Origin of the sequence: Intestinimonas sp. MSJ-38, from assembly GCF_018917925.1 — a bacterium.
GTDB lineage: Bacteria > Bacillota > Clostridia > Oscillospirales > Butyricicoccaceae > Pseudobutyricicoccus.
Genome location: NZ_JAHLPO010000003.1, coordinates 93,917 through 113,086 on the forward strand (window position 1 = coordinate 93,917; position 19,170 = coordinate 113,086).

A 19,170-nucleotide genomic window follows, 5' to 3' on the forward strand; every position below is an offset into this window, starting at 1 on the left:
TATTGTTCGTTTGCCAAAAGGAGGCGACGATATGCAGAAAGAAAATACCCTGACAGTCGGGCAATGGTGCGGCCAGTGGTTCACCGCCAACCGCCACAAGTGGAACGGCAACACCGAAGGCGGGTACCGCAATCTGATTTACAGCCACATCCTCCCCAGCATCGGAAGTGTGGCGCTCTCTGACCTGACAGAGCAGACCATCACCGATTTCTATGACACGCTACGGAGTCAGAGACTCAGCGCCAGAAGTGTCTGGTGCGTCCATCTGCTCCTGCGCCGGTGTATGGACGAAGCGGCACAGGACCAGCTTATTCCCTACAACCCGGTGCGGCTCTGCCAGGAGCCCAATGCAGAGGAATACAAAACAGCCCCTTTGCGCCTGGGCCAGCTCCAGCGTTACCTGAACGAAGCGGAGCAGCTCGGCGTGCTCCCTCTTATCTACACAGGACTATCAAGCGGCCTGCGGCAATGTGAACTGATCACCTTGTCGTGGGCCGATTTTCATGTCCGCTACAGGTACATCCTCAAAGGCCAGCGTCTGCTGAGCCTCAACGCCAAAGCAGAACACCTCCTGAAGCAGATGCCGGAAACTGACTCACCCTATGTGTTCCTCAACCCCAAAACCGGAGCGCCGTATAAGCTATACGAGTTCTACTATCTACACAAGAAAATCCTGAAACAAGCCAGGCTCCCGTGGGTAGCATTCCGGGATCTGCAGTGCCAATGCATGGAGGTGGGAATATGACACTTCGGGAATACATCCCCTTCTGGCAGGAAACCTATGATAAGCATCAGAGCAGGCCGACCACCTATGCGGCACACAACTATGTATTCAAAAACCATATCCTCCCCGGTTTGGGTGATATACCGCTCTCTGAATTGACATCGGAGATGGTCGGAGAATTTCTGGAGGAACGGCGGCGCTTCGGCAATCATCGACCCGGCAGCTCTGGCTTGGGGGAAGAAACCATGCGGCACATCCACCGCCTGCTTCAGCAATGCCTGGACCAAGCCATGCGGGATGGCCTGATTGGCGATAATCCCGCCAGAGCGTTCCACTACTCCAAGCCAAAGAAGGTCAATGCCGATGTGCTGACGCCGCTGGAGATGGAGGATTATTTGGATGCGGCAGAACGGCTGGGGCATCTCCCCATGTTCATGCTGGCCTTAACGGTCGGCCTGCGGCAGGGTGAGCTCATCGCCCTGAAATGGAATGACCTCAATGTAAAAAGCAGGACGCTGACCATATCAGAGCAGCGCTCTGTAGAACGGCGGGAGTTGATCGAATATGGCTCGGAAACGAGAACAATAACCTTGGCATCGGAGGTGGTCGACCTCCTGATCATGGAACACACCAAGCATCCAAACAGTCCGCTGATGTTCATGCATCCGGCCACGCAGAAGCCGTACTCGCCGCAGATGGTGCGCCGGATGCATAATGAGATCATCAAGGAAGCGGGGCTTGACCACATCCGATTCACAGATCTCCGGCACACCTGCGCCGTTCTATCTCTGCGGAACGGCATGGAAACCAAGGAACTGGCGCGGATGCTGGGACATTACCGACCGTCGATAACCCGGCAGAACTATGAGCCTTATCTGCCGCACAAGGTGCAAAAGGATGAAGATATACCAAACGAAGCCACTCAGGGCGAGCTTCAGCAGGCGGCAAATATTCTGGATAATCTTCTGAAGTTCTGATAGCTATTCCGTAAAAGGTGAGTTGCCCACAGAACTCAATCATTTTACATCCAAAGAGGAGGAACCAAAATGAAAAAGAGAATCATCGTTACCGCGGCGATTACCGCCTGTCTCGCCCTGTGTGCCGCCGTGTGGCCGCAGGCCGAAACGGTCGAGAAAACACCCGCGCCGAGCGAAACGACCGCCGTGACCACTCCACGGCCGACACTTCCGGAAACAGAGGAACTGGTGTTGCCAGCAATCACAGAAAAGCAAGAATCGGGAATGCCGGAAGCTGAATCAGCCCCGGAAGTGGCCGCCAAGGAGTTGCCCACCCCTGCACCGGAAATAGAAGATGAAGCCGAAACAGAACAGAAATCTGCACCTCCTACGCAGACAGAACCCGCTCCGGTACATCCTACGCAGTCTGAATCGGCACCGGAACCAATAGCTAACGATAACGAACTGGCGGATATGGTCTATGTCCCCGGCTTTGGCTGGATACAAAGCGAAGGCCCCAATCATGTCGAGTATGCCGAGGATATGTACGAGAACGGCAACAAAATCGGCATCATGGGCTGACCTCAAAAATTGCGCCGCATAAACAAAGAAATAGCCGTGGGAGTGTTAACAGCATTCCCACCTCGTTTGTCAAAAAGCGCATTTATTATAGCATCTGAACGGAGAACTTTCAACAGCAGTCGCAGAATATTCGTGCGTTTACGGAGAATTATCTTGTTTTTTCGACAGGAACGTGGTATCATGGAGGCACACTTATAAGATTTCGGCGAAACCAAAGCTCGTTGCACAGAAACAGGTTTATTATTATGGGGTGCCCATTATGGAAGTAAGTTATAAAAAACTATGGAAACTGCTTATCGACAAAGATATGAAAAAGAAAGATTTGCAGTCTGCCGCAGGTATTAGTTGGTCGTCCGTGACAAAGTTGTCCAAGGGCGAAACGGTCAGCATGGAAGTCCTTATGAAAATCTGCAAGGTTCTCAACTGCGACATCGGAGACATCATGGAGCTGCTACCGGAGGAAGCTCCAGAATCCTAAAAGAGAGGTTTGTATGGCGAAAAATCAACGTGATTTTTTCAAGAAGAAAAACGAGTGGTCTGAAATTAAGGATACGCTTCTTAGATGCTACTTGCCCCAGTATTTCCAAAAGCTCCTTGTTTCAGGGAAGCCGATTTTCTATATTGATTGCTTTGCTGGCAAAGGCAAGTTTGACGATGGAAATGATGGCTCCCCACTGATAGCAATGCAAATCATAAACGAGCGGTTAGGCATGAGCAGAATATCCCGAAAGAACAATGCAATCGTGCCTTGCTTTATTGAGCTGAATCACGCTGCAGACTTGGAACAGAACCTGATGCTGCATCCTTATCAGTATGGGACACCACAGGTAGTTGACGGGAAATTCGAGGATAATATCCGTGGCTTATTAAAGGATAAACGCGGATACAATGTCTTCCTTTACATTGACCCATATGGAATACAAGCACTTGATTCGCAGCTCTTTGATGAGATTGGCACATACGGATTTCGTTCCTTTGAGATGCTCATCAATTTCAATTCCTTCGGTTTCTTCCGAGATGCCTGCCGTGTGATGAAAGTAGATATTTCTCAGGATGATGCCTTGATGGGCCTTGATGACTTGGTTGAATATGAGCCAACAACGGTAACAGCATCTCCTCAGTCAGAGAATTTGTTGACGCGAATCGCCGGTGGAAACTACTGGATGGATATCGTCAGGGATTTTCAAATGGGTCGCATCGACGGGTATCAGGCAGAACGCAGGTTATCAGCAGAATACAAACAGCACCTGAAGCAGAAGTACAAATATGTGTTGGACATGCCCATCAGACTGAAACCTGGTCAGAGGCCCAAGTACCGGATGATACATGTTTGCGACCATGAAGACGGCTGTTTTCTTATGGCTGAAAACATGCAGCGTCGAAAAGATGAGCTGTTTGTCAACATCCAGCAAAACGGTCAATTGTCCCTCTTTAATATGATGAGCACCGTAACATCCACAGTGGAAAATGATATTTTGACGCAAGAAGAGATAGAGCAGATGGTTCTGGCCCATATCCATCAAATGACAAGTGAGACGCATATCACGGTTTTTCTTGCTGATTTTTGTAATGAATACGGAGTTATCTGCCCATTCAGGATGATATACGAGATTCTCACAAAACTCGAAAATGCTGGAACGATTGATATCGTAAGAGACCCAGCGTTAACAGCCGCAGGAAAGAAAAGAATGTTCTGGGAAGAGAAAGCTGGCCAGACCGTAATTGTTAGGAGGCACACATAATGAAGCACGTAAAAGGATTCATAACGCGGAAAACCATGCTCTATGAGACGGGGGTGGAGTATGGCGATTACACCATGAATCATGTGCTTGGCTGTGCGCACGGATGCAAGTATCCTTGTTATGCGTTCCAACAGAAAAAACGGTTCGGTAACGTAAAAAGTTATGAGGAATGGTTACAACCATATCTCGTTTCAAACACGTTGGAGCTCTTGGACAAAGAAATTCCAAAGCTGAAAGACAAAATCAAATCGGTACAGCTCTGTTTCACGACCGACCCTTTCATGTATGGATATGACGAGATAAGGAACATGAGCATTGCCGCGATTAGGAAACTAAATGAGGCAGGCATTATCTGTACTACATTGACGAAAGGTATCCTTCCGATAGAGCTGAAAGAATGCTCATTGAGAAACGAACATGGTATCACACTAATAACGCTTGATGAGGATTATCGTCGTAAAATGGAGCCCGGAGCAGCCTCGTGTGAAGAGCGCCTCGCTGCATTACGGGCATTACATGAGGCCGGGTGCAGGACATGGGTAAGTATTGAGCCTTATCCAACACCAAATCTCATAGAGCAGAACCTTCATGACCTGCTTGAGTCCGTCGGTTTTGTTGACCGGATTATATTTGGGCGCACGAACTATAGCAAAGAAGTGAGCGCATACACTGCACACAAACATTTTTATAATAAATGTGCTGCCGAGGTGGTTCAATTCTGCCAGGAGCGAAACATCAGCTATCACATCAAAGAGAAGACAATCACGGAAGAGCAATCTCCAGAGAAAAACACAGGAGGCAAAAACGCATGGCTGCTTTAGACGATTTGATTAGCCAGATTCCGGACGAGTCTCTGCGTGAGCGGATTCGTGCAGAGGTAAAGAGGGCAAATCGCCAGAAAAAATTCGGTCTGGTATTTGAAGAGCATCTGCCGGAGGCCACACCGCTTTACGATATCCCGGTAAAGCGCGGTTCCGTCGTGGCCACGAAGGACGGGCAGGTCACAGACATCTACTATGTAGAGAAAATCGAGGATGGACAGGCTGCCTGTTTCCACAAGGCGACGAAGGAGCGCGTCGTGCTTCCTGTGGATGCGCTGGTTTGCGTGGCCCAATTCGGTGAACCCATCTATCCCTATCTGCAGCCGCTGGATACCGTCTGCAATGCGCCGGACAGCGACCTGTGGCACACGCTGATCGAGGCGGACAACTACCATGCGCTCCAGCTGCTGGAATACCTCTATGCCGGAAAGGTGGATTGTATCTACATCGACCCGCCCTATAACACAGGGGCGAGAGACTGGAAATACAATAACGACTATGTGGATGGCAACGATACCTATCGACATAGCAAGTGGCTTTCGATGATGGAGAAGCGACTGAGAATTGCCAAGCGACTACTGAATCCCGCCGAATCTGTTTTGATAGTAACCATCGACGAAAAAGAGTACCTGCATTTAGGCTGCTTGTTAGAAGAACTCTTCCCGGAAGCACGCATTCAAATGGTTAGTAGCGTTATTAATAGAAAAGGTGTTGCAAAAGCGAGAGAGTTTTCAAGATGCGATGAGTATTTGTTTTTCGTAATGATGGGCGAAGCTGGCCCAGCCTTAACGGATGATAACATGCTCGATAGTGACGGTAATAGTACGCCATCAGGGACTACCTGGCTCCCTATGAGGCGAGCAGGTACAAATTCACTCCGTAAAGATAGGCCGAGATTGTGTTATCCAATTTATGCTGATGTCAAAACCGAGCGAATCGTTAAAGTGGGTGAGTTTCTTCCACCTGAAGAAAAAATAGAAAATAACTACCGAATTACAGATGGCTTAGTAGAAATATGGCCAGTCAAAACCAATGGGGACGAAGGACGATGGCAACTACAAGGCGACACAGTTATGTCGCGTGTTAGCATGGGTACCGTTAAGGCAGTTCCCAAAAGCAATGGCACTTGGACAATTCAATATCTAAATGAAGGTGCACTAAAAGAAATCGATGAAGGAACGCTTGTAGTTACAGGTCGAGATGCAAATGGTGTGCTGATTGTCGAGCGCAGTTCGGCAAAATCTGTTGCTGCAAAGTCTATCTGGAATAAAGTTACTCATGATGCAACAGCAAATGGGACAAATCTTATAGCTAAAATCATAGGCAATTCACGGTTTTCTTTTCCTAAGTCACTATATGCTGAGCATGACGCAATTCGATTTTTTGTTGCTTCAAACCCCGATGCTCTTATTATAGATTTCTTTGCTGGCTCAGGCACGACGCTTCACGCGGTCAATCTTTTAAACGCAGAAGACGGTGGACATCGGCGCTGTATCTTGGTCACAAATAATGAGGTTTCCGCAGATGAAGCAAAGGCTCTTACGGAAAGAGGTTTTCAGCCCGGAGACGAGGAATGGAACAAACTCGGTATCGCCCGCTATGTGACATGGCCGCGCACCGTCTGCTCCATCGAGGGCCATGATGTGAATGGAAAGCCACTCAAGGGAGACTACATTACCAGCGGAGAGGAACCGATGCACATGGCCGATGGCTTCAAGGCCAATGCTGCTTTCTTCAAGCTGGGCTTCCTCGATAAGAACGCCGTGGCGCTGGGACGCCAGTTTAAAGAGCTCCTTCCGGTGCTCTGGCTGAAAGCTGGTGCTCACGGGCCTTGTCCCGCGCTTGAGGAGACAGCGGAAGCGCCCGACATGCTGGTGCTGCCGGTGAACCGTTTCGCCGTGCTGACTGACGAATCGCAGTATGAGGAGTTTGCTGCGCGGGTGAACGGCGAGGACTCCATTACGACGGTATATATCGTGACCGATTCTGAACCGGGCTATCGGGAGATGGTTTCCGGCTTGCATGCTGAAGACACCTATCAGCTTTACAGAGACTATCTGGATAACTTCCGAATTAACCACGGAGGACGCTAAGATGAAAGTAGAATTATTTCCGTTCCAGAAGATGGCGCTATTCCAGCTGCGGAGAAAGACTGCTGAGGCCCTCGGCTCCTACCAGCGCACCCATACACCGCAGGTACTTTCTTTCACCGCTCCTACCGGCGCGGGTAAGACCATCATCTTGGCGTCTCTGATTGAATCTATCTATTTCGGTGATGAGGAGTATCCCGACCAGCCGGATGCCATCTTTGTCTGGCTCTCGGATTCTCCGGAGCTCAACGAGCAGTCGCGCAGCAAAATCGACCTAAAGGCGGACAAGATTCGGCTCGGCCAGTGTGCGACTATCACCGATGAATCCTTTGACCAGGAAATGTTGGATGATGGGCATATCTATTTCCTGAATACCCAGAAGCTGGGTAAGAGCAGTAATCTGACAAAGAAGGGCGACGGACGCACCTTCACCATCTGGGAAACGCTGCAGAACACGATGGACGAGAAGTACGACCGCTTGTACTTCATCATTGACGAGGCCCACCGTGGCATGCAGGGCCGAGCCGCTGCACAGGCCACCACCATCATGCAGAAGTTCCTCAAGGGCAGCCGGGAAGACCGTCTGGCTCCCGTTCCCGTCGTGCTTGGCGTGACCGCTACGCCGGAGCGTTTCAACAATCTGGTGTCCGGGACAGAGTCGACCATCCAGAAGGTCATCGTGTCCGCCGACGATGTTCGGGCATCCGGTCTGCTGAAGGACAGAATCATCATCGCCTATCCGGAGGATGCCTCCGGAAGCAAGGATATGGCCGTGTTGCAGGCTGCCGCTGATGACTGGAAGCAGAAATGGGAGCACTGGTCTCAGTATTGTCAGGAGCAGCACTACGCCTATGTGAATCCGGTTTTCGTGATTCAGGTGCAGAACCAGACCGGCAGCGGCATTTCCGATACTGACTTGGATGACTGCCTCCGGAAGATTGAGGAACGGACAGGATTTCACTTCCAGGATGGAGAAGTCGTACATACCTTTGGCCAGACGACCAGCACCATCCAAATCAATGGCGTCGCAGTCAGATATCTGGAGCCATCCCGCATCGCGGAAGAGAAGAATGTCAAGGTGGTTTTCTTCAAGGAGAATCTCTCCACTGGCTGGGACTGCCCTCGCGCTGAAACCATGATGTCTTTCCGTCGTGCTACAGACGCGACCTATATCGCGCAGCTCCTCGGCAGAATGGTCAGAACACCCATGCAGATGCATATTCAGGTGGACGATGTTTTGAACGATGTGCACCTCTATTTGCCGTACTTTGATGCCCAGACCGTTGAGGATGTGGTCAAGGCGCTTCAGAGCACCGAGGGCGGTGAGATTCCCACCGATGTTATCGGCGACTCCTTCGAGAACAGCACCATCGAAACGTGGACTGTCCGTCCGACCAGACCGGCTCCCGCCCAGCGTCCCGCGAGGCCGAAGCAGCAGGTTCCCGGCCAGATGTCTTTGGGAGACAGCCCTTCCCCTGAGACCGGCAATGAACCTTCCGCGCAGGAGGCGACGCAGCAGACGCCCTCGCAAAGTGGTAGCACCTCATTCGGCGCACCAGCGGCACCTGCTTCCGGTACCACGGATACCATACGCCCGGTGAGTGGCGTGAGCAGCGAAACGCCTGCAAATGGAGCTGCTGCAGGGGCAGAGCCTTCCGGTGCAACGGAACCGCAGCCTGCTCCGGAAGACGTTCCCGAAGAGCCGGAGCTTGACCGAGAGGCCATCGTAAAGGCCATCAATGATGCTGGTCTTCTGACCTACGACGTGCGCAGGGTCAGAATCAACGACTATCTGAAATCTCTGTTCAGCCTCACCCGGCTCCTGACGCAGTCCGGCCTTCAGCCCTCTGCCTCCTATGATGTTGTGAATGAAATCGTAGAAATGATTCGCAGCTTCATCAAGAAGACAAAGGACGAGGGCAGATATGACGAGCTGGCCACGCAGGTGCTGCAGTTCAAGCTGAAAACGCAGACGTTTGATGTATTCGGCGAGTCTGTGGATGACCATGCGGAGATGGATTTGTTCTCCACCACGGATACCGACCTCGACCGTCAGTTCCGTCTTGCAGAGCTCAAGCTGGGCAACGAGGGTATCGGCATCCGCTATGGCACCCGATACGCAGATGACGATAATCCTGCCGGATATAAAATCGACGTCATCATCTTTGCCGCCGACGCAGACTGCATGGATATGCTCCACAACTATGCCCGCAGCCGGTTCCACGACATCAACGACGCGAATCGCCGCCGTATCACCGGCCTGACCGAGCGGTACCGGAAAAAGTATGACAGCATTGTTTCCGATGGCGATATCATCAGTAAGCATAACTTCCGGCTGCCGGAGACCATCAGCATTGAGCGCAGCAATGTCGGCGAGGCTTATACCGACCATCTGTTTGTGGACAATGCGACCGGCAAAGCCGTCATCAACCTGAACAATTGGGAAAAGGCTGTCCTTCAGGCCGAACGTGGCCGGTCGGATTATATCTGCTGGCTCCGCAATCCGCCGAGGAAGTCATGGTCACTGTGCATCCCCTATGAGCAGAACGCGGAGAAGAAATCGATGTATCCCGATTTTTTGATTATCCGGAAGGACGAGATGGGCTTTGTCATTGATATTTTGGAGCCTCACGATGGCACCAGAACGGACAATCTGGGCAAGGCTAAGGGCTTTGCTGAGTATGCCCGTCAGAATCCCGGTGTCGGCAGGCTTCAGCTTATCCGACTGCTGAACGGGCGCATCAAGAGACTGGATATGTCCCGCAGCGCCGTCCGTGACCGCGTTTCTCACGCGATGTCCAATGACGAGCTTGACCATATTTTTGATGAGGATGGATTTTTTGGTTAAAGGCTGGTGAAGCAGAATGTACGACGAGAACATCATATCCCGGATGAACGATTATCTTCACAAGGCCGCGCAAGCACTGGCGTCGTGGCTTTCTGTGATGCTGCCCAAATCCGGCGAAGACTGGTGGGAGGAGTGCGTACTCTCCAATCTGAGTTATCCCCAGAGAGAGCTCATTGAGAAAAAGGGTCTTTCCAAGCTGGAGGAATTAGACCTTGCAGCGCTTCTTCGTGTTGCCAACAAGTCTTGGTACACGATGCGCGGCTACGCCTATCTTCCGACCAGTGAGCGGGAGTGCATTCGCGATATGATTGGCGTCCGGAACAACTGGGCGCATGTCAGCGCGGAGCTTCCCGGCAAGGATACCATCGTATCGGATATTGAATGCCTCATCCGGTTTTTCGCCCAAATGAACCGGAGCGGATTGATTCCTGATTTGGAACAGCTCAAAGCAAGGGTGGAGCGTCCCGAAGCATTCAAGGATGAAACACCTCCGCAGCCAGTGTTCCGCCCGACCGTTACTGCGCCCAAGCAGGCAGATGTCATCGTGGAACCGGAGGTTGTACAGGAGGACGATATCACAGAAAGAAGCCTCGTTTACATCGTCGGCAGCCCGGATACCAAGGGTATGGTGTTTTCTGTTACGCAGCTTGGCGATACAAAGAAGTACGAGGTATTCGTCGAAGGTGCGCTGAAGACCTATTATGAGGGTCAGATTGCACTGGTGAGCAGCACGCCTGAATATGAGTGGGTGGATTCTGAGACCCTGCGAAGCTATCTCTCTGCCTACCAGATTAACAATCCGTCTGCCGGAAATCTGTATTCCCTTAATGCTGCCCGTATCGATTTCGTGCCCTATCAGTTCCGACCGGCATTGAAGCTGATAAAAGCAGACGAACCAAGGATTCTGATTGCAGACAGCGTCGGTGTCGGTAAAACCATCGAGGCCGGTCTGATTATCAAGGAGCTGCAGGCCCGCTCCGATTTGGAAAACATCATGATTATCTGCCCGAAGCCGCTTGTCGCAGACCGCAAGTGGGAAAATGAGATGAAGCGCTTTGACGAGGAATTCACGCCCTTGGATGGCGATACTCTTCGGCAGATTATCTCTGATACCGACCGTGACGGCGAATGGCCTACCCGCTATGGAAAGGTCATCGTCCCGTATTCCATTCTGGATGCGAGGACATACCAAGGGAACCAATCCAAGCGCCATAAGAGCTTCGGCCTCCAACAATTAGACCCGGCACCGCATTTTGATTTGGTCATCATTGATGAGGCCCACCATCTGCGCAATGGCAGCATGGAGAAGGACAAGGCATTTGCATATAAGTGCGTCCACTACTTCTGTCAGCACGCAGACGCTGTCGTAATGCTGACCGCGACTCCGCTGCAGACAAGTGACGACGACCTGTACACGCTGCTTAATCTGCTGCGCCCGGATGTCGTAATCGACAAGAAGAGCTTCACGATGATGTCGCGTCCGAATCCGTATATCTCTCAGTGCGCCCACATTGTTCGAGCTGCGAAGGAAAACTGGAAAGCAGAAGCACTGGAAACGCTGGATAGTGTTCTCACGACCCAATGGGGCGAAAATGTAATCGCAAACAATCCGGTATTTGAGCAAATCCGGAAGGTTCTCAGGCAGGACACCATCACCCGTGAGGAGCGGGTAAAACTCATTACCGATATTGAGTCTCTCCACAGTTTCAATATGATGCTCAACCGAACGCGCAGAAAGGATATCCAAGATTTCTGCATTCGGAGAACACATACGCTGGAGAGCGATTTTACTGACCAACAGCGGGAGCTCCATGATGCTCTCTTGACTTTTGAAGTCGCTGCGCTGTCCAAATTGCACGGTGGCCGTGGCGTCAAATTTATGATGTCAACGATTCGCCGTCAGGCCGCAAGCTGCATCTTTGGACTTGCTCCGCACATCCGGGGTATCATTGACCGTAGATTTGAGCAGATGACGGACGACCCGGAGTTTGATTTCGATGATGGCGAGTTCAGCGAGATGGACTTGGAGACATTCCGCTTTATCGCAAAGAACCTTCTGGAAATGGCGGATAACCTGCCGGAGGACGACCCGAAATTCGATGGGGTGCTTCAGATTATCCGTGAAAAACAGAAATCTGAAAACAACAAAATCATCCTGTTCAGCACATTCCGCTACACGCTGTATTATATCAAAAGAAAGCTGCGAGAGGCGGGATTTCGTGTCGAACAAATCGATGGTAGCGTAAAAAATGATGACCGGCTGGATTTCCGGGCGCGGTTTGAACTCCCGAAGGACGACCCGGAAGCCATTGACATCATGCTTTTCACAGAAGTCGGTTCTGAAGGCTTGGACTATCAGTTCTGTGACATGATGATAAACTATGACCTGCCTTGGAATCCCATGCGCATCGAGCAGCGCATTGGTCGTATCGACCGCCGAGGCCAAGGGAACGAAGTTGTAAACATCTATAACATTATCACCAGTGATACTGTGGATGCTGACATTTATGACCGCTGCCTCTCTCGCATCGGTGTCTTTGAAGGGAGCATCGGTGAATGCGAGGAGATTCTCGGCGAAATCGGCAGGCAAATTGAGCTGATAGCACTGGATACCAGCCTTACGGATGCAGAGCGAAAAGCAAAGCTGGAGCAGATGGCCGATAATGAGGTGCGCAAGGCCCAGGAGCTGAACAAGCTGGAAAGCGAGGAGAAGGAGCTATTCGGGTTCGATTTGTCGAACTATACGATGTCAAAGGAAATTCAGGAGGCAGAAAGTCCCTTCCTGTCGGCCAGAAGCATTCAGCACCTTGTCGAGATGTATCTCAATCACCGATTAGGTGGTAACAATTATATCCTTGGTGATGGTGCTCTGAAAACGCTGCGCCTCAGTGCAGTGGCGCGTTCTGAAATCCTGTCTGACCTCAGAAATCTGACTGGCCTGCGGAACAGCCTGCGTAGGAAATGGGAGGTTTATCTTAAGGGCAACAATCCGAACCACCCGATTACTTTTGATTCAGAAGCTGCCGAGAAAAACCGAACCGCCTTTTTCGTTACTCCGATGCACCCGCTGGTCAAACAAGCCGCATCCTATTTTGCCACCAACAAGCTCGTTTATATTCACTTGGAATACTACTCTGACGAGATTCCAGCCGGTGATTACCCGATGTCTATTTATGCGTGGGATTATGTTGGGATTCGTTCAAATTTCAAATTGGTAGCAATCTGTGAAGAACCGAGAATTGCAGCAGAGCTCCCGGAATACATCCTGACAGCTGCCGCAGTTGACTATTCTTCAAAGCTAAAGCCGGAGGTATGGGATGCTTTGGAGGAACACCATGTCCAGATGTGGCAAGCTGAGAAAGCCCAGCATACAGAGTCTACAAGGCAAGTCGCTCGCTATAAATTAGAGAGCATAAAGAACAATTACCGAAACCGGAAATTGGTCTTGGAAAGAAAAATTGCTGAGGCCGGGGATGAACGAATTGCAACTATGCATCGCTCTGAATTGGAAAACGCTACACAGCGTTATCAGCAGAAGGTTTCAGAGATTGAAGCGAAGATTGCGAAGGCAGATATACATACTACGTTGATTGCAAACGGGGTTATCACGGTAAAGTAAAGAGGTGAGCGCTTTGAATATAGCTGATAAGATTCTCCAGAATCAAGATAGGGACGGCATGCTCAGGCGGTCGCTCGAACGGATAATTCAGCTCTATACCGATAAATCACACTTTGTCTACGAGCTGCTCCAGAACGCGGAAGACGCAGGAGCTACTGGAATTCGGTTTGTCCAATACTCTGACAGGCTTGAAGTGATGCATGATGGAAAATCCTTCACTACGGAGAACCTGCAGGGCCTGTGCGACATAGGGCAGTCGGACAAGGTTAATGATTTAAACCAGATTGGCGAATTCGGTGTCGGCTTCAAATCAGTCTTTGGCATATGTGAAACGGTCAGGCTGTATAGCTCGCCGCGCAAAAAGGAGCTGGCAGAGAATTGCCATCCCTTCGCTGTTGAGATAAAGGACTTCACGAAGCCCGTAGATATCCCTGCCGTTGATGTTCCGGCTGGCTATACGACCCTCTTCGTGTTCCCATATAGCGTTGGATTCCAGTTTTCGGGATTTAAAAATCTGGCTGCGCTGAATGAAGCTATTACAAAGCGACTCAAAAATCTCGGAGTGACCACGCTCCTTTTTATGCGGCACCTCGAACTCATTGAGTACGAAATCAAGATTCCGGGCAAAGAAGCATCAGGGGAATATTTACTGGATGCTGAGCCGATAAATGACCACTGCACCCGCGTGTCGGCAATTGAATCCGAGGATGATAAGACGGACGAGTCTCTGTCATTCATCAAATTTTCGATGCCGATTGATTCGAGGGTTTCTACCCGTACAATTGACGTTGCGTTCACTGTCGCAACAGACAAAGAAGGAAAAACCACTTTCCAAAAAGCAAAGAATCCGTATATCTCCGTTTACTTCCCGACAGAGACCGAAAGCAAACTTGACTTCATTGTCCAAGGCCCGTTCCGCACTACTCCAAACCGGAGCAGTGTTCCTGCCGATGAAGAGGAAAACGAGGCTCTGGCTGAACAAACGGCAAAGCTCCTCAGACAGAGTGTCCTTGAGCTGCGCGATATGGGGCTCCTCGACTTGAGCCTGATTCGGATTCTGCCTCTTGATGAGGACGACTTTGATGTCTATCCGCTTTTCTATCCTTTATACGAAGAAATGCGGGATTTGTTTTCGTCGGAGCGCGTCTTGCCCGTTAAGGATGGGAAGGGCTACACTAAGGCTGCCAATGCAGTTATTGCAAGAAGCAGAGAAATTGCGGAGCTATTGCCCAGCGAGTTAATCTCGGAACTTATCAACGGCAAAAGACATTATGAATGGCTTCCGGTTTCGTTGACGGAGACAGGCCCGTACAAAGATGTACTCTCTTATTTCTCCAGCATTTTGGGAATAGAGGTTATTCGGCCGGAAGACCTTAGAAGCTACTTCAACGATAATCACAGTTTTTTGGAAAACCGAGATAATGACTGGCTCGTTAGGCTTTACAAGCTGTATGAGACTGTCCCGAATATTTTCTCCGAATCGAATTACAGAAATATTCTCGACGCTGTGATTGTCCGCACAGCATCCAACCGCATAGTTGCTCCATACCGAAAATCGCAGTCTTCTTATTTGCCCAATGTATTTCTTCCGTCGAAGAAGGCGATGCAGGCCGAGGTGGAATTTGTCCATCCATATCTATTTGAGAAGTGCCGAACCTTCTTTGAAAATGTACTGCACCTGAAGACGCCCAACGAGTACGAGCACTTTGTAAAATCTCTTGAAAAGCGGTATGCTGGTACAGATTTTAGCGGTTCATTTGAGGAGCACGTACAAGACATACACGCCCTTGTCAAGTATCTCAGGAATTCTGACTACGAGGCTGACCTGAGACAGATTGTTCGGAAAGCGTTCTACATAAAGTGCAGGTCAGGAGGAAAGGCATACTGGGCACGGCCACATTCAAAGATTATTCGGTTCCCTCAGTCCGAAACCGGTCTAATGCTGGAGCAATACTACAAAGGCATTGCGCCGGATATCTACTTTGTCGATTTTGACGCATACCAGTCAGCCGGAATCACCTTTGATGACCTACGGGCGCTTGGCGTTACAGACAAAATCATCACCGGGGACGAAAAAACCTGGGGTGAATACTATACCGGCAATCCTGGCCGACAGCCTGAGTGGAGAACGACCGGAGACTTTCGCTGGAAACTCGGCATTGATAAGTTGGAAGAGGCCCTTCTCTACATCTCCCAGCATGCGAAAGCTAAAGACGCCTTAATAAAATCACAGGTGATTTTTAAGACACTGCAGGAGAACATGTCCCGCCTTGTTGGTACGGTTTATATCGGCGGAGGAACGCCAAATAAATATGACGAGCCTGCAGATGTAATCCATACTCTGAATAGGGATGGGTTTAATTGGCGTTTTTCTGACTGGAACGGAAAATGGCTCTATACTGAGTCTGGGGAGCTGGTCTCGCACAAGGCTATATCAAAACACGATTTGAACAAGGCACTATACGGAAAAGTCAGCCTCGATTCAAATTTGTACGACATTCTGGGCTTTAAGAAAGGGAAAATTGACCAGCATGAGGCCATTGTGAAGGATTACGATGCTCTGCCGGATGAGAAGAAACAGTCCTACTTTGAAATTGAGCTGGAGCGCCGCTTCCACATTACACCTGAGCAGCTCAGTCGTGAATTTGGTGGTCTGTCTCTACAGGAAGGTTCTTCTGGTCAATCTGAGGAGGACGAATTTGAGTTCCCGACCGGTTCCGTTAAGAACTGGGAGGCGCTGAAGAAGCATGCCGCTCAAATACTGTCCTATGCCAGCCCAACCGTATATGCGACTGTCGTCAGGCGTATCCGCATCAGTCGACCGCAAGACGATGTCCGCGCATACCTGATGAATATGTATCGCGTAAACTCGTCTTATCGGTATGCCTGCCAGCTGTGCCACAAGCCGTTCTCCAATGTGGAAATGTGCCAGCTGGAACAGAAGCCGGATGTAGAGCTCGACCCGTTGAATGTCTGCCTTTGTCCGAATTGCGCCGCAAAGTTTAGAACGCTGCGAAATGATAAGTATCTGGCAGACCGGCTCATAGATTCTATCCTTGATGTGTCGGAAAATGAGATTGAGGAGAACGACCACGTTTCAGTTGCTATCAACGACTATGATTTCTGGTTCATACCTACTCATATCGCGGAAATTATAGAGCTTCTTAAGCTGAAGAAAAAAGCTGCAGAGGAGCGCAAAGCCCAACCGCAGACTGCCAGTAAGCCCAATGCGAAGGCAGTGGCAAAAGCGCCGGAGTCGAATAGAGCTGCACCTGTGCAGCCTGTTAAGGAAGAAACTCCACCTTCTACTCCGGAGCCGGAAGAGGAAGGACTGCAGAGCGATACAAGCGCATATGGCGAGCTCATTGGTAGACGGGTGTTCCACAAATCGAAAAAAGCATACGCTCGTGTTGTTGGATGCGACGGAGAGTATATGGTCTTGAATTTCGAGAGTGGGGATAAGGCCGGTCAGGATGTCAAGTATAACCTGACCATGTGCTTGAATAATGGTTGGATTGAAGTCGTCGACTAATACTTTTTAATTTTGCCCGAACCATTTAATTTTGGCATACATTTTAATTATTCCTTGAGCCAGCTGCGCTGGAGCCCAGATGTCAGCATCGGGCACACCATGGCTGTGCTCTGACGGGGCAAATTGAACACCGACAAATACAGCGAAAACCGCAAGAAACGCCTTGTTTCCTGCGGTTTTCGCTATTTTTATACATTTTTCCGGCGACCGGGCTTGTATCAAAGATTATGTCTTTATAGATCCGGCTTGCGGTATCAAACGGTATCTCATCCTCGATACATTTCACGCTGCCGTTAGAGAACTTCTCATAATGTAAATTATCGCCCAATGAAAGAGGGAGTGAAGCACCGCAAGTGCTTCACTCCCTCTTTCATAGTCATTCTTTTTTCTGCGCCCCATTCAGGCTGGCCCAATGCTGGCGCAGCAGCCTTTCTGCTTCTCTGCGAAGGGAATCTTGGAACATGACCGCCATAACCAATGCGCTAAGCACTGCAGCCACAGGCTCCAGCCAGGGATATGCGGTCCAAAGCTGTTCTCCCCAGCAAGCAAGCGGAACACCAACAAGCAGCATAAACAGCAAAATAATGATGACAACGCCGGGTCTGCCGTAGCCTTCACGTCTGTTGATTTTGGCCCGTATCTGTCGAAGCGCACGGGTTCGGATATCCCGGATGTTTCTGGACGAACACTGTTTGTCCTGTGCGACGGATTCAGTGGACTCGCCATTGATGATCGTGCGGAACAAAATCTCCCTCTGCAGTTCGGTCAGTGCATGCAGGGCGTCATAGATTTGGGTGTCCAAATACATGAAGGGATCTTCATCAGAACCCTCCGGCAGATACTTGCTTCGGTCAAACCACCGTCTGTCGTTGTAAATTGCGTTGCGTACTTCCTCCGGCAGGAACGCTTCCGGATTGTAAGATCGGGGCTGCTTTATATCCAAATCCTCCAGAGTATCCGGTGCTACACGCTTGTGAAAGTTCGCCTCGCTGTAGTAGAGCATATGCTCCAGCTCCTTCCACTCCTCCGGATGCTCTTTCACCCATTGGTCTGCAGCGGCGGCAGCTTCCGGGTCCATTTCGTGTATCCAGCGCCAGTCAGACTGAAGTTCTTTGTACGACTGAGTATCCTTGAAGGACATGGGCTCACCGCCCTTTCTGCGTTCACAAAAAGTTTACAATTCCAGACCTTCCGATTTTGCGAATTTTCTCTAAGTAATAATAGAAGGACAATTTCACCCGGGTGAGGTTGCCCCTGGTTCGGTACGGCACGGTCTCCGCGCCGACGAATCCACATGGTCTTCGACAGAGCATCTATGAGAGCATGAGTGCTCTCCGCCATACGGCAATCCGTTCGGAAGGTCATTCCATCTCTGGCCGTGCTCCCGGGAGCACGGTCTCTTTTTATTCTAACACGGAGGAGGCGAAAAAGATAGTTTACAGATGAGGGCAAAGGAGGAATGTGGATCACACAACACACCCGCAAAATAAAAACCGCCGCGACTGCGGCAACAGTCCGGCGGCTCGGCGCACACACAGGCACGCACAAATCTACTGATAAAAGTATATCAGGTAAACAGCAGAAAAGCAATGAAAATTTTTCTGTTCCCTGTGTGAGCGTCATCGGACTCTACGACAATACAGGAGGTATGAATTGAGTTTCAACAAATGGCCCAAGCGCAGTGCAGAGAAAAACTATTTTATGGTACCAAACGAGATATTCAGCATCGGTCTGGATTTTCGTGAGATCTCCCTCTATTCCTATCTGCTCCGGTGCGAGAATCGGAAGACCTACCAGTGCTACCCCAGTTACAAAACCATCGGTCATGCGATCGGCATGAGTGAAAATACGGTGGCAAAGTATGTGCGGCAGCTGGAGGAGAAAGGTCTCATCTACACGGAGCCGACGATGGTACGAAGCAAAGATGGCAGACCCCTGAACGGAAATCTGCTCTACACCGTTCGCCCTATCCAAGGTGTACTCGAAGCATTCTATGAGCGGCAGCTCCGGCAGGCAGAGGAGGCTGCCGCCCGCTATCGTGTGGCAGAACTCCTCAAAAAGTCCAACGCCCAGGGTCGCCAGAACGCCTTGTGTGCGCCTTTCCGGGAAGAAGCGAGTCCCAGTCCCGACCAGGGGATTGAAGCCGGATGTGAGCCGTTTTCGGCAGACTTTTGCGGGACGAAAGAAAAAGCAGGATAAAGGCATGGCGTCGCAGGCGTCGCCGCAGCCGCCACTTCTGCCCGCAGTGCGGGCAGT

General features: G+C 50.4%; 13 protein-coding genes. 12 read left to right on the forward strand and 1 reads right to left on the reverse strand.

The genetic code is table 11. The annotated features are described in order from the left end of the window. Nucleotides 1-31: 31 nt before the first annotated feature. The 10 genes from KQI26_RS03040 (at nucleotide 32) to KQI26_RS03085 (ending at nucleotide 16,914) form a co-directional block, all read left to right on the forward strand. Nucleotides 32-745, forward strand: coding sequence for an integrase (locus KQI26_RS03040; RefSeq protein ID WP_216503159.1), 714 nt, complete (start codon nucleotides 32-34; stop codon nucleotides 743-745). Next, nucleotides 742-1,701: a tyrosine-type recombinase/integrase gene (locus tag KQI26_RS03045; RefSeq protein WP_216503160.1), complete on the forward strand. Its 960-nt coding sequence runs from the start codon at nucleotides 742-744 to the stop codon at nucleotides 1,699-1,701. Before KQI26_RS03040 ends, KQI26_RS03045 begins: the two co-directional genes overlap by 4 nt. 69 nt (nucleotides 1,702-1,770) lie before the next feature. Next, nucleotides 1,771-2,262 carry a DUF6550 family protein gene (locus tag KQI26_RS03050; RefSeq protein ID WP_216503242.1) on the forward strand — a complete coding sequence of 164 codons (492 nt, stop codon included), beginning with the start codon at nucleotides 1,771-1,773 and terminating at the stop codon, nucleotides 2,260-2,262. Nucleotides 2,263-2,521: 259 nt separating this feature from the next. Next, nucleotides 2,522-2,740 carry a helix-turn-helix transcriptional regulator gene (locus KQI26_RS03055; RefSeq protein ID WP_177717723.1) on the forward strand — a complete coding sequence of 73 codons (219 nt, stop codon included), beginning with the start codon at nucleotides 2,522-2,524 and terminating at the stop codon, nucleotides 2,738-2,740. 13 nt (nucleotides 2,741-2,753) lie between these two features. Beyond that, nucleotides 2,754-4,004 carry a three-Cys-motif partner protein TcmP gene (gene tcmP, locus KQI26_RS03060; protein ID WP_216503161.1) on the forward strand — a complete coding sequence of 417 codons (1,251 nt, stop codon included), beginning with the start codon at nucleotides 2,754-2,756 and terminating at the stop codon, nucleotides 4,002-4,004. Next, the gene (locus KQI26_RS03065) at nucleotides 4,004-4,825 is read left to right on the forward strand and encodes a radical SAM protein (protein WP_216503162.1); all 822 of its coding nucleotides are present in this window, start codon (nucleotides 4,004-4,006) and stop codon (nucleotides 4,823-4,825) included. Before tcmP ends, KQI26_RS03065 begins: the two co-directional genes overlap by 1 nt. After that, nucleotides 4,813-6,918 carry a site-specific DNA-methyltransferase gene (locus KQI26_RS03070; RefSeq protein WP_216503163.1) on the forward strand — a complete coding sequence of 702 codons (2,106 nt, stop codon included), beginning with the start codon at nucleotides 4,813-4,815 and terminating at the stop codon, nucleotides 6,916-6,918. Before KQI26_RS03065 ends, KQI26_RS03070 begins: the two co-directional genes overlap by 13 nt. 1 nt (nucleotide 6,919) lies before the next feature. Beyond that, nucleotides 6,920-9,763, forward strand: a complete 2,844-nt coding sequence (locus tag KQI26_RS03075) for a DEAD/DEAH box helicase (RefSeq protein WP_216503164.1) — start codon at nucleotides 6,920-6,922, stop codon at nucleotides 9,761-9,763. A 16-nt stretch (nucleotides 9,764-9,779) separates the two neighbouring features. Then, nucleotides 9,780-13,382, forward strand: coding sequence for a helicase-related protein (locus tag KQI26_RS03080; protein WP_216503165.1), 3,603 nt, complete (start codon nucleotides 9,780-9,782; stop codon nucleotides 13,380-13,382). Nucleotides 13,383-13,395: 13 nt separating this feature from the next. Further along, nucleotides 13,396-16,914, forward strand: a complete 3,519-nt coding sequence (locus KQI26_RS03085; RefSeq protein WP_216503166.1) for a sacsin N-terminal ATP-binding-like domain-containing protein — start codon at nucleotides 13,396-13,398, stop codon at nucleotides 16,912-16,914. A gap of 376 nt (nucleotides 16,915-17,290) precedes the next feature. Here the strand turns inward: KQI26_RS03085 and KQI26_RS03090 are convergent, their stop codons facing one another. Further along, nucleotides 17,291-18,055 carry a hypothetical protein gene (locus KQI26_RS03090; protein WP_216503167.1) on the reverse strand — a complete coding sequence of 255 codons (765 nt, stop codon included), beginning with the start codon at nucleotides 18,053-18,055 and terminating at the stop codon, nucleotides 17,291-17,293. 318 nt (nucleotides 18,056-18,373) lie between these two features. On the opposite strand from KQI26_RS03090, the gene KQI26_RS03095 reads away from it, so the two are divergent. Both KQI26_RS03095 and KQI26_RS03100 read left to right on the forward strand, forming a co-directional pair. Next, nucleotides 18,374-18,571, forward strand: coding sequence for a hypothetical protein (locus KQI26_RS03095; protein WP_133304501.1), 198 nt, complete (start codon nucleotides 18,374-18,376; stop codon nucleotides 18,569-18,571). Then, nucleotides 18,568-19,113, forward strand: coding sequence for a helix-turn-helix domain-containing protein (locus KQI26_RS03100; RefSeq protein ID WP_216503168.1), 546 nt, complete (start codon nucleotides 18,568-18,570; stop codon nucleotides 19,111-19,113). Before KQI26_RS03095 ends, KQI26_RS03100 begins: the two co-directional genes overlap by 4 nt. Nucleotides 19,114-19,170: the final 57 nt, after the last annotated feature.